This is a genomic window from Xanthobacter wiegelii (genome assembly GCF_043193855.2).
GTDB lineage: Bacteria > Pseudomonadota > Alphaproteobacteria > Rhizobiales > Xanthobacteraceae > Xanthobacter > Xanthobacter flavus_A.
This window is the reverse complement of record NZ_CM195529.1, coordinates 2,946,590-2,959,902: the sequence shown is the minus strand read 5'-3', so window position 1 is coordinate 2,959,902 and position 13,313 is coordinate 2,946,590. Positions and strand designations below refer to the sequence as shown.

The 13,313-nt window shown below is 68.1% G+C and carries 16 protein-coding genes; 11 read left to right on the top strand and 5 right to left on the bottom strand.

Features of this window, described 5'->3' with window-relative positions; translation table 11 throughout:
* The first annotated feature begins 186 nt into the window (after nt 1–186).
* Both V5F63_RS13715 and V5F63_RS13710 read left to right on the top strand, forming a co-directional pair.
* Nucleotides 187–1,359, top strand: a complete 1,173-nt coding sequence (locus tag V5F63_RS13715; RefSeq protein WP_394102358.1) for a vWA domain-containing protein — start codon at nt 187–189, stop codon at nt 1,357–1,359.
* Entirely contained in the window at nt 1,356–1,940 is a 585-nt protein-coding gene (locus tag V5F63_RS13710; protein ID WP_394102359.1) for a hypothetical protein, read from the top strand. Before V5F63_RS13715 ends, V5F63_RS13710 begins: the two co-directional genes overlap by 4 nt.
* On the opposite strand, the gene V5F63_RS13705 is transcribed toward V5F63_RS13710, so the two are convergent.
* Nucleotides 1,929–2,939: a YcjF family protein gene (locus V5F63_RS13705; protein WP_394102360.1), complete on the bottom strand. Its 1,011-nt coding sequence runs from the start codon at nt 2,937–2,939 to the stop codon at nt 1,929–1,931. The genes V5F63_RS13710 and V5F63_RS13705 overlap by 12 nt on opposite strands.
* Nucleotides 2,940–3,122: 183 nt before the next feature.
* Between V5F63_RS13705 and V5F63_RS13700 the strand changes: the two genes are divergently transcribed.
* From V5F63_RS13700 to V5F63_RS13680, 5 genes are all read left to right on the top strand, one after another.
* On the top strand, nt 3,123–3,854 hold the full coding sequence (locus V5F63_RS13700) for a cytochrome c biogenesis CcdA family protein (protein WP_394102361.1): 732 nt from the start codon (nt 3,123–3,125) through the stop codon (nt 3,852–3,854).
* A 114-nt stretch (nt 3,855–3,968) separates the two neighbouring features.
* Nucleotides 3,969–4,685 carry a metal-dependent hydrolase gene (locus V5F63_RS13695; protein ID WP_394029666.1) on the top strand — a complete coding sequence of 239 codons (717 nt, stop codon included), beginning with the start codon at nt 3,969–3,971 and terminating at the stop codon, nt 4,683–4,685.
* Nucleotides 4,686–4,775: 90 nt separating this feature from the next.
* Nucleotides 4,776–5,285 carry a pantetheine-phosphate adenylyltransferase gene (gene coaD, locus V5F63_RS13690; RefSeq protein WP_394029667.1) on the top strand — a complete coding sequence of 170 codons (510 nt, stop codon included), beginning with the start codon at nt 4,776–4,778 and terminating at the stop codon, nt 5,283–5,285.
* Between the two features lie 70 nt (nt 5,286–5,355).
* Nucleotides 5,356–5,910, top strand: coding sequence for a peptidylprolyl isomerase (locus tag V5F63_RS13685; RefSeq protein ID WP_209482982.1), 555 nt, complete (start codon nt 5,356–5,358; stop codon nt 5,908–5,910).
* Nucleotides 5,911–6,004: 94 nt separating this feature from the next.
* Nucleotides 6,005–6,463 carry a peptidylprolyl isomerase gene (locus V5F63_RS13680; protein ID WP_169121089.1) on the top strand — a complete coding sequence of 153 codons (459 nt, stop codon included), beginning with the start codon at nt 6,005–6,007 and terminating at the stop codon, nt 6,461–6,463.
* 75 nt (nt 6,464–6,538) lie between these two features.
* Here the strand turns inward: V5F63_RS13680 and V5F63_RS13675 are convergent, their stop codons facing one another.
* The 4 genes from V5F63_RS13675 to V5F63_RS13660 form a co-directional block, all read right to left on the bottom strand.
* Nucleotides 6,539–7,309: a proteasome-type protease gene (locus tag V5F63_RS13675; RefSeq protein ID WP_209482980.1), complete on the bottom strand. Its 771-nt coding sequence runs from the start codon at nt 7,307–7,309 to the stop codon at nt 6,539–6,541.
* Between the two features lie 118 nt (nt 7,310–7,427).
* Nucleotides 7,428–8,600: a GNAT family N-acetyltransferase gene (locus V5F63_RS13670; RefSeq protein WP_394102362.1), complete on the bottom strand. Its 1,173-nt coding sequence runs from the start codon at nt 8,598–8,600 to the stop codon at nt 7,428–7,430.
* A gap of 64 nt (nt 8,601–8,664) precedes the next feature.
* Nucleotides 8,665–9,414 carry a glycerophosphodiester phosphodiesterase family protein gene (locus V5F63_RS13665; protein WP_394102363.1) on the bottom strand — a complete coding sequence of 250 codons (750 nt, stop codon included), beginning with the start codon at nt 9,412–9,414 and terminating at the stop codon, nt 8,665–8,667.
* 12 nt (nt 9,415–9,426) lie between these two features.
* Complete coding sequence (locus tag V5F63_RS13660) at nt 9,427–9,906, bottom strand: RidA family protein (protein WP_209482973.1); 480 nt, start codon at nt 9,904–9,906, stop codon at nt 9,427–9,429.
* 133 nt (nt 9,907–10,039) lie between these two features.
* On the opposite strand from V5F63_RS13660, the gene V5F63_RS13655 reads away from it, so the two are divergent.
* The 4 genes from V5F63_RS13655 (at nt 10,040) to V5F63_RS13640 (ending at nt 13,295) form a co-directional block, all read left to right on the top strand.
* The gene (locus V5F63_RS13655) at nt 10,040–10,861 is read left to right on the top strand and encodes a cell envelope integrity EipB family protein (RefSeq protein WP_209482971.1); all 822 of its coding nucleotides are present in this window, start codon (nt 10,040–10,042) and stop codon (nt 10,859–10,861) included.
* Between the two features lie 8 nt (nt 10,862–10,869).
* Nucleotides 10,870–11,160, top strand: a complete 291-nt coding sequence (locus tag V5F63_RS13650) for an acylphosphatase (protein ID WP_394102364.1) — start codon at nt 10,870–10,872, stop codon at nt 11,158–11,160.
* Nucleotides 11,161–11,271: 111 nt separating this feature from the next.
* Nucleotides 11,272–12,819, top strand: a complete 1,548-nt coding sequence (locus tag V5F63_RS13645; protein ID WP_394102365.1) for an ArnT family glycosyltransferase — start codon at nt 11,272–11,274, stop codon at nt 12,817–12,819.
* Nucleotides 12,810–13,295: a GNAT family N-acetyltransferase gene (locus V5F63_RS13640; protein WP_348634384.1), complete on the top strand. Its 486-nt coding sequence runs from the start codon at nt 12,810–12,812 to the stop codon at nt 13,293–13,295. The genes V5F63_RS13645 and V5F63_RS13640 overlap by 10 nt, the downstream gene beginning before the upstream one ends.
* Nucleotides 13,296–13,313 lie beyond the last annotated feature (18 nt).

The window sequence follows — 13,313 nt, the reverse complement described above, 5'->3', positions numbered from 1 at the left end:
TGCCGCCCCGCGCGGGGCGGTCTGTTCCGACATCAAGGAAATGCCCTGGCCCTCGCCGGGGCATTTTCGTTTTGGCAGGCGCGACGGCGGGACAGGGCGCTTTTGCGTCACCACGCGAGAGCGCTATGCTCTGGCCCAGATGGCGGACGGGGCCGCGCGACGCGGCAGTGGAAGGACCGGGACGGGATGTTCATTGCCTTCTTCGAGGCCCTCAAGGCGGCGGGCGTGCCGGTCTCGGTGCGGGAATATCTCACCCTCATGGAGGCCATGGACCGCGACGTGGCCGGCCGTCAGGTCGAGGCGTTCTACTATCTCGCCCGCGCAAGCCTCGTGAAGGACGAGCGCCACCTTGACCGTTTCGACCAGGTCTTCGGCCGCTGCTTCAAGGGGCTGGAGCAGGCGCTGGGAGAGGAGGGCCATTCCATCCCCGAAGAGTGGCTGCGCAAGCTCGCCGAAAAGCACCTCACGGACGAGGAGAAGGCGCAGATCGAGGCCATGGGCGGCCTCGACAAGCTCATGGAGACGCTCAGGAAGCGGCTGGAGGAGCAGAAGGGACGCCACCAGGGCGGCTCCAAATGGGTCGGCACCGCCGGCACCTCCCCCTTCGGTGCCTACGGTTACAATCCCGAGGGCGTGCGCATCGGCCAGGACGGCAACCGCAACTTCCGCGCGGTGAAGGTGTGGGACAAGCGTGAGTTCAAGGACCTGGACGACGGGGTGGAACTCGGCACCCGCAACATCAAGGTGGCCCTGCGCCGGCTGCGCAAATTCGCCCGCATCGGCGCCCCGGATGAGTTGGACCTTGACGGCACCATCCGTGAGACGGCCCGCCAAGGCTATCTCGATGTGAAGCTGCGGCCGGAGCGGCGCAATGCGGTGAAGGTGCTGCTGTTCCTCGACGTGGGGGGCTCCATGGACTGGCACGTGGAGCAGGTTGAGGAATTGTTCTCCGCCGCGCGCATGGAGTTCAAGCACCTCGAGCACTTCTACTTCCACAATTGCGTCTATGAGAGCGTGTGGAAGTCCAATGCCCGCCGCGCCTCCGAGCGCATCCCGCTGTTCGATGTGCTCCACACCTACGGCCACGACTACAAGCTGATCTTCGTGGGCGACGCCTCCATGAGCCCTTACGAGATCATGTTCGCCAATGGCTCGGTGGAGCACAACAACGCCGAGCCGGGAAAGCTGTGGCTTGAGCGCCTGCTCACCACCTATCCTAAGGCCGCCTGGCTGAATCCGGTGCCTCAGCCGCACTGGGGCTATACGGAATCCATCCGCGTCATGCGCCAGATCCTTGAAGACCGGATGTTCCCCCTCACCGTTCAAGGCATCGACGCCGCCATGCGGGAACTGACGTGACGGCCGCTTCTTCGACCGGGACGATCGCCTATGCCCATCTGCCCCGCCTCGGTGGCGCGGGCGTGCGGCTGGAACTGGTGCCGGAGGCCCTTTTGTGGAGCATAGGCCCGCGCGAGGGCCGGCTGCGGCTGGCGGACATCACGGCCGTACACTTGCGCTTCCTGCCGGCGAAATTCGCCGCGCCCAGCTTCGAGATGGACATCGCGGGGCGCGACGGGCCGCGCCTGAAGGTCGGTTCCGCCTCGCGCATCTCGCTGACCGGCGTGCGGGACCAGCGGGAAGATTATGCCGCTTTCGTCCGGGCCTTCCATCGCGCGCTCGCCGCCTCCGGCGCCACCCCTCGCTACCGGGGCGGATATGCCCCGTTGCGCTTCTGGGCAATGGTCGTTGCCGGTCTCGCGGCGCTGGCGGGCCTTCTTGCGGTGCTCGGCTTCGCCATCCTGCAGCAGGAATGGGCGTTCGCCATGTTCCTCGCGGCGATGGGCGCCTTCGTGGTGTGGCCCACCGCCGAGATGATCTGGCGCAACCGGCCCGTCACCTACGCGCCCGGCGCCCTGCCGCGCCATCTGCTACCGGCGTGAGGCGGCCGCCTCCTCTTCCTCCACCTTGCGCATCAGGCCTGTTGCGACATCCGCGAGGCGTGGGGCGGGAAGGGCGGTGAAGGGCAGAGGCCGCGTCACCGCAATGGCGGCAAGCCCAAGCCGGGCGGTGAGCAGGCCATTCACCACGCCCTCGCCCAATCGGGCGGAGAGCCGCGCGGCGAGGCCTTGGCCGACGAGTTGCTGAACCAGCGTATCCCCCGCCGCCATGCCGCCCGTAACGGCGAGGTGCCCGAGCACATGGCGCACCAGCCGGAAGGTGCCGAGCGTGCCCGGCCGCCCGCCGTAGAGGTAGGCGAGCCGGCGCATCAGCGTCACTGCGCTGTAGAGCACGAAGGCAAGGTCCACCGCCGCGCGCGGCGACACGGCGGTGACGACGGAAACGTTGCGGGCAGCGTCCGACACCATCTGACGCGCCTGCGAATCCAGCGAGGGCAACAGCGAGCGCTCGGCGAGGCGCACGAGGTCCGCGCCATCGATGATGCCGGAGAGGTGGCCCTCCAGATCCATGCGCGCGCGGGCGAGCGTGGGGGCATGGGAGGAGAGCTTGAGCACGTCCCGCACCACGCCTTCCGCCAATGGGCGGTCGTCCTCGGCAAGGGCGCGCTCGGCGCGGTCGCGGATGTCGTCGAGCCGCGCCAGCCGCGACAGGCCGGCCACCTCCCGCGCCACGATCAGCACGGCGGCGATGAGCAGGAGGGCTGTGACGCCGATGCCCACCCAGCCGAGCCACGGCGCGCGGGCATAGAGGTCTTCGATGAGTTTGCTCAGACCCACATAGGCGGCGAGGCTCAGCACGCCGCCAAGGGCGGACCAGAACAAGGTGGCGAGCGACATGCCCCAGCCACGCTTCGGCTTCACGGGCACCGGGACGGGCAGGGCGGCTTCTACCTCCGCCATTTCGGGCGGAGCCAGGGTGATGTTCGCCTCGTCGAGGCGGAACACCTGCGGCCGCCGTGGGGAAGTGCGCTCGTCGCTCATTGTCCTGAAATGTCCTTCAAATGCGGCGACCGCAAGGGGCGCGGACGCGCGGATGGGGCGCGGGAGCGCCGCTCACAAGCCGGCGAGCGCGGCGATGTGTGGCTTGCCCCGGCCGGCCTGGGGCTTCAATAGGGGCAATAAGAGGGGCATTCCCGTCCACGAGAAGAGAGCCGCGACCCAAGAATGGCCGACGTGACCCTGCCTGCCGCCTTCCTCGCCGGCCTTGCGAGCTTCGTCTCTCCGTGCGTCCTGCCTCTGGTGCCGCCCTATCTGTGCTTCCTCGGCGGCAGCACGCTGGACGACCTCGCCGGTGCCGAGCCGGTGAAGGAGGTGGAGCGGCGGGCGCTGGTCGGGGCGGCCCTGTTCGTCGCGGGCTTCAGCGTTGTTTTCGTGGCGCTGGGGGCTGGGGCCTCGGCCATCGGCGACCTTCTGCGTGCGCATCTGGACGTGCTGTCCATTATCGCCGGCATCGCCATCATCATCATGGGGCTCAATTTCCTCGGCGTGTTCCGCATTCATCTGCTGCACCGCACGGCGCGCGCGCATGTGCATGCGCCAACGGGGCTGTGGGGCGCCTTCGTGATGGGCCTCGCCTTCGCCTTCGGCTGGACGCCCTGCCTCGGCCCGGTGCTCGGGGCCATCCTCGCGGTGGCGGGGTCGGAGGCGACCGTCTCCAAGGGTGCGGGGCTGCTGGCCATCTATTCGCTGGGCCTCGGCGTGCCGTTCCTTGCGGCGGCATTCGCGGTGCGGCCGTTCCTGCGCGGCCTCGTCCACATGCGCAAGATGCTGCCGGTGGTGGAGAAAGCCATGGGCGCGCTGCTGGTGCTCACCGGGATCGCCTTCATGTCCGGCTGGATCGCCCATGCGAGCTATTGGCTGATCGAGACCTTCCCCTCGCTCTCGACCATCGGCTGAGGAGATTGCGCGTTCGCGGGGCTTCCGGGATACTCCGCGCCCCGAACCCTTCCCCGCGCGCCGGCGCAATGCCGGACCATCCCGCGCATGCATGAAGCCACCAGAGGCAATCCCATGAAGATCACCTGGTACGGCCACGCCGCCTTCCGGCTTGATTTCGCCGACAAGGCCGTCCTCATCGATCCCTTCTTCACCGGCAACCCGAGCTTTCGCTCCACGGTCGAGGACGCCGCGCGCGGGGTGACGCACATCCTGCTCACCCACGGCCATGGCGACCATATCGGCGACACGCTTTCGCTGGTGGAAGATGCGGCCGACGCCAGCCGGACGCTGCCGGTGGTCGCCAATCCCGAGCTGTGCGCCTACCTCTCGGCCAAGGGCGCCGGCAATGCGCCGCAGATGATGAACACCGGCGGCAAGATCGACCTCGGTGGCTTCAGCGTGACCATGGTGCGCGCCGACCATTCCTCCGGCGGCCCGGCGGCGCCGTCCGAATATCTCGGCAACCCCACCGGCCTCATCATCAAGGCGCCGGGCGAGCCGACCGTGTGGCACATGGCGGACACGGACATCTTCTCCGACATGGGGCTCCTGTGCGAGATCCACGCGCCGAAGGTGGTGTTTATTCCCATCGGCGACCGCTTCACCATGGGGCCCGAAGTGGCCGCGCTGGCGGTGAAGCGCTTCCTGCCGGGCGTGGAGATCGTGGTGCCGATCCACTACGGCACCTTCCCCATCCTGGTGCCGGATGCCTCCGCCTTCGTCGAGGCGCTGAAGGGTCACCCGGTGAAGGTGGTGGTGCCCGAGAGCGGCGGCTCGTTCGAGGTCTGAGCGGGACGGGGCCTTTCGGTCCTTCCCATTGCGTCCCGGCGCCCGCAAGGCTAGGCCTTGCGGGATCAGAACAGGCTGAAGACAGGCCGCATGAGCGAACACACCTTGCGCACCGCCATCTATGGCGGCTCCTTCGATCCGCTTACCAACGGCCATCTGGACGTGGTGCGCTCCGCCTGTCGCCTCGCCGACCGGCTGGTGCTGGCGGTGGGCATCCATCCCGGCAAGGCGCCGCTGTTTGCCGCCGAGGAGCGGCTCGCCATGCTGCGCGAGGTGTGCGGGCCGGTGGCGGCGGAGGAGAATGCGACGCTCGAGGCCGTCACCTTCGACAATCTCATCATCTCCACCGCCCAACAGCTCGGCGCCACGCTGCTCATCCGCGGCCTGCGCGACGGGACGGATCTCGACTACGAGATGCAGATGGCCGGCATGAACGGCACGCTGGCGCCGGGCATCCAGACTGTGTTCCTGCCGGCTTCCCCCCGCGTGCGCCCCATCACCGCCACTCTCGTGCGCCAGATCGCCTCCATGGGCGGGGATGTCTCCGCCTTCGTGCCGCCCGAAGTGCTGGCGCGGCTTAATGCCAAGTTCAAGCGATAGCGCCCTCATTCGCCGCCGCGCCCATGCGGCCAAACCGCCCCGAGGCCGGGGCTTTCCGGGAGAGACCCTTATGACGCGCCTATTCGGCCGCTTCCTCGCCGCAGCCTTCGTCGTGCTCGCCTTCGCGCTGCCGGCGGCGGCGCAGACCAAGCAGGAGGCAGAGAACATGCTTTATCTCGACACGGCCTACGGGCGGGTCGTTATAAAGTTGCGCCCCGATCTCGCTCCCAAGCACGTCGCGCGCATCAAGGAACTCACCCGCACGGGCTTCTATAACGGCGTGCCGTTTCACCGGGTGATCGCCGGCTTCATGGCGCAGACCGGCGATCCCACCGGCACCGGCACGGGCGGCTCCGGGCAGAAACTGGCGGCGGAATTCTCCAGCACCCCCTTCACGCGCGGCGTCGTCGGCATGGCGCGGGCTTCCTCGCCCGATAGCGCCGATTCCCAGTTCTTCATCATGTTCGACTCCACCCCGAGCCTGAACGGCCAGTACACGGTCGTGGGCCAGGTGGTGTCGGGCATGGAGTTCGTGGACAAGATCAAGAAGGGCTCCGGTGCCAGCGGCACGGTGTCCAATCCCGACAAGATCGTGAAGATGCAGGTCGCCGCCGACGCCAAGTGAGGCGCGGCCAGAAGATGCCCCGCCGCGGCCGGCTCAGCCGCCGCAGCAAATTCCCCGACCGGCGCCGATGCGCTGCAAGTGAAGGAAACGATTGATGAGCGATGAAGTCCTGATCCTCGAAACCACCAAGGGCCCGGTGACCATTGCGTTCCGTCCCGACCTCGCCCCCGGCCACGTTGCCCGCATCAAGGAGCTGGTCTCCCAGGGCTTCTACAACGGCGTGCCGTTCCACCGCGTGATCGAGGGCTTCATGGCCCAGACCGGCGATCCGACCGGCACCGGCATGGGCGGCTCGGGCAAGAAGCTGAAGGCGGAGTTCAACGCCCAGCCCCACGTCCGTGGCACCTGCTCCATGGCCCGCGCGCAGAACCCGGATTCGGGCGACAGCCAGTTCTTCATCTGTTTCACCGACGCCCGCTTCCTCGACCGCCAGTACACGGTGTGGGGCGAGGTGATCGACGGCATGGACAATATCGACCAGATCAAGCGCGGCGAGCCGGTGAAGGATCCGGACAAGATCGTCACCGCCAAGCTCGCCCCCAAGGCAGCGTGAATTCCGGCCATCGAGGCCGCTGAAATGAGAGGGCGCCCGCCGGGGCGCCCTTTTTCGTTCGGCCGAAGCTTGTCCTCAGATATCGTTGACCGCGCGCGGGCGGGCGTTCTTGAGGTAGGGCGGCTTGGGGATCGAGGCGTGGGCCGAGCGCAGCGCGGCGGACCAGCGCTCGCGCAGGTCGTGGAAATAGGGCTCGCCGGGCTCGATGCGGTAGATCAGCTCGGAACGCAGCGTATCCGGCGTCACCACCATCACGTCGATGGGCAGGCCGACCCCAAGATTGGAGCGCATGGTGGAATCCATGGAGATGAGGCTGGATTTCAGCGCCTCGGAAATCTCCATGTCGTAATTCACCGCCCGGTCCAGCACCGGCTTGCCGTATTTGTGCTCGCCGATCTGCAGGAAGGGCGTGTCCTGCGTACATTCGATGAAATTGCCGGCGGAATAGACCATGTAGAGCCGCAGGCTGTCGCCCGCGATCTGGCCGCCGAGCAGGAACGACACGTCGAAGCTGACATTGGACTGCTCCATGAACGGCCCGTTCACGCGGTGCACCTGCCGGATGGCGATGCCGACCAGCTGGGCGGCCTGGAACATGGTGCGGCAGTCGCGCAGCTGGCGCCGCTCGCCCATCTCATGATCTTCCACACCTTCGTGCAGCATGCTGACGACCGACTGGGAGACGGACAGGTTGCCGGCCGTGGCGAGGCCCAGCACGTGATGGCCCGGCTCCTCGAAGATGTGGAGCTTGCGGAAGGTGGAAATGTTGTCGAGGCCCGCATTGGTCCGCGTGTCGGCGATCAGCACCAGACCGTCACGGACCAGAACCCCACAGCAATACGTCATCGCCTGTCCCCAGATTGGCGGGGGACTATAGCGACCCGCCGGTGAGCCGGGCAACCGGGCGGATGATGTCGCGTCGCGATGAGGGCCGACGAAAGCGTGATGCCACTTGCGGCACGCGTCAGTCCTGCTCCTCCTCCACGCACCGGCGAAACGGGCCGAGTTCGGTCAGCACGGCCGAATCCTCTTCCACATGGCTGCGCTCGCGCTCCAGATACTGCGCGACGGCCCCGGCGAGGCCCGGGTGCACGATGTAGTGAGCGGAGTGGGTGGCCTTGGGCAGATAGCCCCGCGCCAGCTTGTGCTCGCCCTGCGCGCCGGCCTCGACGACCCTCAGGCCGGTGGCGATCGCATAGTCGATGGCCTGATGGTAGCAGACCTCGAAATGCAGGAAGGGGTGGTGCTCCACCGCGCCCCAGTAGCGGCCGTAAAGCGTTTCCGCGCCGATGAAGTTCAGCGCGCCGGCGATGTAGCGCCCCTCCCGCCGGGCCATCACCAGCAGGATCTGGTCGGCCATGTGCTCGGCGGCCAGCTGGAAGAACTGGCGGTTGAGATAGGGCGTGCCCCATTTGCGGCCGCCGGTGTCCAGATAGAACATGAAGAAGGCGTCGAAAGCCTCTTCCGTCAAGGACTTGCCGGTGAGCCACTCGATGGAGATGCCCTCGCAAACCGCTTCGCGCCGCTCCTTCTTCAGTGCCTTTCGCTTGCGGGAGGCCAGCTCGGCGAGGAAGTCGTCGTAGGTGGCATACCCCGCATTGGTCCAGTGGAACTGGCGGTCGGTGCGCTTGAGGAAGCCGAGGGAGGCCAGCGCCTCCCATTCGGTTTGGGTGGAAAAGGTCACATGGGCCGAGGAGGCGCCGCGCAGGCGCACCAGCTGCTTGAGGCCGGCGCCGAGAGCCAGCTCGGCCGCCGCATCGTCCGGGTCCTTCAGCAGCAGCCGCCGGCCGGTGACGGGGGTGAAGGGCACGGCCACCTGTACCTTGGGGTAATATTCGCCGCCGGCCCGCATGTAGGCGTCGGCCCAGCCCTGGTCGAAGACGTATTCTCCCCGCGAGTGGGACTTCAGATATGCGGGGCAGACGGCGGCGGGCTTTCCGTCCGGCCCGTCGAGCACGAGGTGCTGCGGCAGCCAGCCGGTGCGGGCGGCGGCGCAGCCCGATTGCTCCAGGGCCGAAAGGAAGGCGTGGCTCACGAACGGCTCGGGGCGCATCGCCCCACCGGCCGCACACGCGTCCCAGTCGGCCGCCTTGATCTCGGACAGGTTGGGCAGGATGCGGATGTGGGCGTCGGCCATCGGGCTTAAGTGTGCATTGCGGTAGAAGCTGACCACCGCGACAGGACGCCGCAGATTTACGCCCCTATGCCTGCGGGGTGAAGCCCTCGAACACGATCTGGTCGGCCCCGGCGAGCGCGCGGGCGGCGTCGGCGGGGCTCCGGACCGTCCAGGCAGTCACGGGCAGCCCCTGTGCCCGGGCGGCCACGAGGGCGGGGTGGGTCAGGTCGGCGAAGCGATAGGAAATGAAATCGTAGCCGCTGGCAGCGCGGTGATCCATGTCCGCGAGCATCCGTCCCCGCTCGGGCGTCATGCCGGGCCAGTGGGCACCGTCATAGCGCGCCTGGGCGATGATGCCGCGCGGAACGTGTGGCGCGCACGCCTTGGCCTCGGCCAGCATGTCGGGATCGAAGGAGATCAACGCGACCTCGCCGCCATAGCCTGCAAGCACGTCCACAGCCCGTGTCGCGAGCCGCGTGTCGCCGGAAAACGCGCTCTTGATCTCGATGAAGAGAGGCACCCGACCGCCCACGCGGGCGAGGAAGGCCGCGAGGGTCGGGATCGTGTCCGCCGTTCCCGCGAGCGGAATGCGCCCAAGCTCCGCCGCGCTCAGCGCCGACACCGCGCCCTTGGCCGCCGTCAGGCGATCGAGGGTGAAGTCGTGGAAGACCATGGCTTCTCCATCGGCGCTGATCTGGATGTCCAGCTCGATGGGATAGCCCGCGACGGCCGCCGCCTCGGCCGCCGACAGGGCGTTCTCGATGAGACCGCGCGCGGCGTCGTGCAGGCCGCGATGGGCGACCGGGCGGGCGGTGATCCAGCTCAGGTCGCCCATGCTCGGCTCCGCTCAGGCGATCTCGACGATGGCTTCCACCTCCACCGAGCAGTCGAACGGCAGGCCGGAGACGCCCACCGCCGAGCGCGCATGGCGGCCCTTGTCGCCGAGCACCTCGACGAAGAAGTCCGAGCAGCCGTTGACGACCTTGGGCTGGTCGGCGAAATCGCCGGTGGCGTTGACGAAGCCCACGAGCTTCACGATCCGCACCACCTTGTCGAGGTCGCCGATGGCGGCCTTCACCTGGGCAAGGATGTTGATGGCGCAAAGCTTCGCCGCCGCCTGTCCGGCCTCGATGCTCACGCCCGCGCCGAGCTTGCCGGTGGCGATCTTGCCGTCCGCGTCGGCGGAGACCTGGCCGGACACGAACAGCAGGTTGCCGGTGCGCACCACGGGCACATAATTGGCGACGGGCGGCTTGGGGCTGGGCAGGGTGATTCCGAGTTCGGCGAGCTTCTTTTCGACGGATGACGTTTGGGCGGACGCGGTCATGGGAATCTCCTGCCTTATGCAGCGCGCAATTAAGCCATCCTCTTCGCCGAAGAGCCGCTTCGGCGCAAGCAAAGGGTCCGCTCGGGCGGTAGCACTGTGTCGCCCGAACCGGACGGCCGGAAGGAGTTGAGACATGACGAAGCATTTGCGCCTCGCCGCGGCGACGGTGGCCGGCCTGTGGTGCTTTTCCGCTCTGCCCGCTGGCGCGGTGACCCTGCTGCCGCACAAGGCGACCTACCGCCTCTCCCTCGACGGCTCCAAGCCTTCCGGCCAGCTGGAGGAGATGAACGGGGAGATTCGCTACGAGATCACCGGCGATGCCTGCGCCGGCTATACCACCCTGACCAGCCAGCAGAGCGCCGCCTCCACCGGCGGCGAGCCCGTGCGCCAGAGCGTCATCTCCAAGGCCTGGGAAGATGGCGCGGGCAAGTCCTATCGCTTCACGTCGACCACCGAGGGCGGGGACGACGACGGGCTGGAGCTTGAGGCCAATGTGGAACGGCAGGAGCCGCCGGCGCTCCGGGTGGTCGTCAGCAAGCCCGAATCGGCCACCTTCACGCTCAAGGGCGACATCCTGATGCCCACAGAGCATGTGAAGAAGGTTCTGGCCGCTGCCAGCGGCGGCGAGAGCGTCTATCAGGCCAAGGTCTATGACGGCGCGAGCGATCCCCAGAAGGTCTATGACACGCTGGCGGTCATCGGCCGCCCGAGCACCGACGAAAGCCGCATCGCGGCGCCTGCCCGGGCCGCGCTCGCCGGGCGCACCTTCTATCCCGTGACCATCAGCTATTTCGACGAGGGTGGCGTGGACCGCACGCCCGCCTACGTCATGAGCTTCTCCCTCTATGACAACGGCGTCGTCGGCAGCCTCAAGATCGATTACGGCCGTTTCGCGCTGGTCGGCGCCATGGCGACGTTCGAGGCCCTGACGCCGTCCGGCGCCTGCCCCCAATAGGCACTCCCATGCGCCATGTTCATGTGATGCTGCGCGGCCGGGTGCAGGGCGTCGGCTATCGGGCCTGGTGTGCGCGGGAGGCCGAACGGCGCGGTCTGCTCGGCTTTGCCCGCAATCGCCGGTCGGGCGCCGTTGAAGCGGTGTTCGCCGGTCCGGCGGACGAGGTGGAGGCCATGCTCGCCGCCTGCCGCACCGGTCCGGCGGGCGCCCGGGTCGACGAGATGCTGGTCCACGAGGTGTCAGACGCGGCGCTGGCGGCCGGCGGTCGCGACCGCTTCGTCGTCCTCGAAACGCTCTAGCTGATTGTCGAGCCGCGCGACGGAGCCCGCCCTGGCGCGGGAGGCCCACGCTCCGCGCGGTGGCGCCTCGTCTTCCACGGCGGTATAGAGGCGCGGATGAGGAGTGCCCCGGTGACCGATACCTATCTCGACAGGGATGTGCCCGCGGCGGCCGCCGCCACCGGTTCCCACGGGGCGAGCACTTTGCAGGCTCCGTTCTGGGCGCGGCCCGAGGGCGTGGCGCTCATCGTCGCCCTCTGGATGGTTTTCCACGCGGCGATCGCGGTGGTCTTCGAGATCGCGGTGAACGCTGACGACGCCATCGAAAGCTACATGGTCCAGTCGCTGGAGCTTTCCTACGTTCCGCGCAATCCGCCGCTGTACGACTGGCTCCTGTGGGGCCTGCAGCGGATCTTCGGCGTCGGCACGCTGTCGTTCGCCGTTCTGCGCTACACGCTGCTCTTCGCCTGCGCCATGCTGGTCTACCGGGTGGCCCGGCGCATGATCGCCGATCCCCGGCTGCAGGCGCTCGCCACCTTCTCGCTCTCGTTCATATGGGTGATTGGGTACCACAGCCACCGGATCCTCACCCATTCCAACGTGATGATCGTGGCCATCGCCGGCACCTTCCTGACGGTGATGGCCCTGAGCCGTCACAAGAGCCTCGGCCTCTATGCGGGGCTTGGCCTGTGGATCGCCGCTGGCGTGCTGGGCAAGTTCGGCTTCGTCGCCTTCCTCGGCGCCCTTCTGGTGGCCTGCCTGCTGGAGCCGGCCTATCGCAAGGTGATCCTGGACCCGCGCCTGCTCGTCACGGTCGCGGTGGCGGCTGTCCCGCTGGGTATCTACGGCTTCGCACTCTGGCGCTACGGCCAGAACGTGGCCGAGGCCACCGCCCAGACCATCGGCGCCACGGGCGCGGGGTGGGATGCGGTGGTCTCCAGCATGGTCGGTGCGCTGTTCGGCTATGTGCTGCCGCTGGTGCTGGTCGTGGCGCTGGTCTTTCTTCCCTACAATCGCGGCGAGGGCGCAATAGCCGACGATCCCGAACGCGCCGCCGCGCGGCGTGTGCTGCGGTCGATCATCGTCATCGGCATCGTCGCGACGCTGGCGACGACGCTGGCCATGGGCACGGCCAGCCTGCGCGACCGCTATTTCCACGTCTTCCTGCTGCTGCTGCCGGTCTACCTGTTCGCGGAGCTGGAACGGCTGGGGGGCTGGCGGCCGCGGGTGTGGATCTATCTCACCCTTCTGGCGGTGGTCAGCGTCGGCATCATGCTGTCGCGCATGGTGGTGCCGCTCTGGCCCGATCCCCGGCTGTGCGGACGCTGCATCGCCGCCGAGCCGCTCTACAAGTTGCAGGTGGCCGTCACCAACAAGCTCGGCGCCTCACCGACCCTCGTGGCGGACGACCGCACCTCGGCCGGCCGGCTCAGGGCGGCCATTCCGGGCGCGCGGGTGGTGATCGTGCGGGAGAACCAGTACCGGCCGCCCGCCCGCACTACCACCGGCTGCGCGCGTGTCACCGGCATCTTCAACGGCCTGCCCAAGCTGCTCCTGCCGCCGGCGGATCAGAGCACCATCGAAGTGTCGGTGAAATGGTGGTCGCCCTGGATGAATCCCCACCGCTGGAGCGATTGGCAGATGACCATCCTGCCGCCGGACGATCCGCTGTGCCGGTGACGCCGGAGCCCGGGCCCGGCGGGCTCGTCATCCGCGAGGCCCGGGAGGGCGATCTGCCCGCCCTCGTCGAGCTGTTCGCCGCCGACGCCGTCGGCGGCCATGGCGACACCACGGCGCCGGAGGCTGGCGAGGCCTATCGCGCGGCCTTCGCCGAGATTGCTGCCGATCCTCGGGCGCAGCTCTATGTCGCTGAACTCGAAGGGCGGGTCGTGGGCACGTTCCAGCTTGTGGTGGTGACCAGCCTGCCGGGACGGGGAGCAAGGCGGGCGTTGCTTGAGGCGGTGCAGGTGGACGCGACGCTGCGCGGCCGGCGCATCGGCGAGGCCATGGTGCGCTTCGCCATGGACAAGGCCACGGCCGCGGGCGCGGCCACGCTCTCGCTCACATCCAGCAAGCGGCGGACCGACGCGCACCGATTCTATCGCAGGCTCGGATTCGCGAACTCCCACGAGGGCTTCAAGATCGCCCTCGGCTGATAGGCCGGCGCCTTTCGC

Coding starts and splice junctions, on each gene's coding strand:
- V5F63_RS13715 (WP_394102358.1), top strand. CDS start 187: ATGTTCATTGCCTTCTTCGAGGCCCTCAAGGCGGCGGGCGTGCCGGTC.
- V5F63_RS13705 (WP_394102360.1), bottom strand. CDS start 2,939: ATGAGCGACGAGCGCACTTCCCCACGGCGGCCGCAGGTGTTCCGCCTC.
- V5F63_RS13700 (WP_394102361.1), top strand. CDS start 3,123: ATGGCCGACGTGACCCTGCCTGCCGCCTTCCTCGCCGGCCTTGCGAGC.
- V5F63_RS13695 (WP_394029666.1), top strand. CDS start 3,969: ATGAAGATCACCTGGTACGGCCACGCCGCCTTCCGGCTTGATTTCGCC.
- coaD (WP_394029667.1), top strand. CDS start 4,776: ATGAGCGAACACACCTTGCGCACCGCCATCTATGGCGGCTCCTTCGAT.
- V5F63_RS13685 (WP_209482982.1), top strand. CDS start 5,356: ATGACGCGCCTATTCGGCCGCTTCCTCGCCGCAGCCTTCGTCGTGCTC.
- V5F63_RS13680 (WP_169121089.1), top strand. CDS start 6,005: ATGAGCGATGAAGTCCTGATCCTCGAAACCACCAAGGGCCCGGTGACC.
- V5F63_RS13675 (WP_209482980.1), bottom strand. CDS start 7,309: ATGACGTATTGCTGTGGGGTTCTGGTCCGTGACGGTCTGGTGCTGATC.
- V5F63_RS13670 (WP_394102362.1), bottom strand. CDS start 8,600: ATGGCCGACGCCCACATCCGCATCCTGCCCAACCTGTCCGAGATCAAG.
- V5F63_RS13665 (WP_394102363.1), bottom strand. CDS start 9,414: ATGGGCGACCTGAGCTGGATCACCGCCCGCCCGGTCGCCCATCGCGGC.
- V5F63_RS13660 (WP_209482973.1), bottom strand. CDS start 9,906: ATGACCGCGTCCGCCCAAACGTCATCCGTCGAAAAGAAGCTCGCCGAA.
- V5F63_RS13655 (WP_209482971.1), top strand. CDS start 10,040: ATGACGAAGCATTTGCGCCTCGCCGCGGCGACGGTGGCCGGCCTGTGG.
- V5F63_RS13650 (WP_394102364.1), top strand. CDS start 10,870: ATGCGCCATGTTCATGTGATGCTGCGCGGCCGGGTGCAGGGCGTCGGC.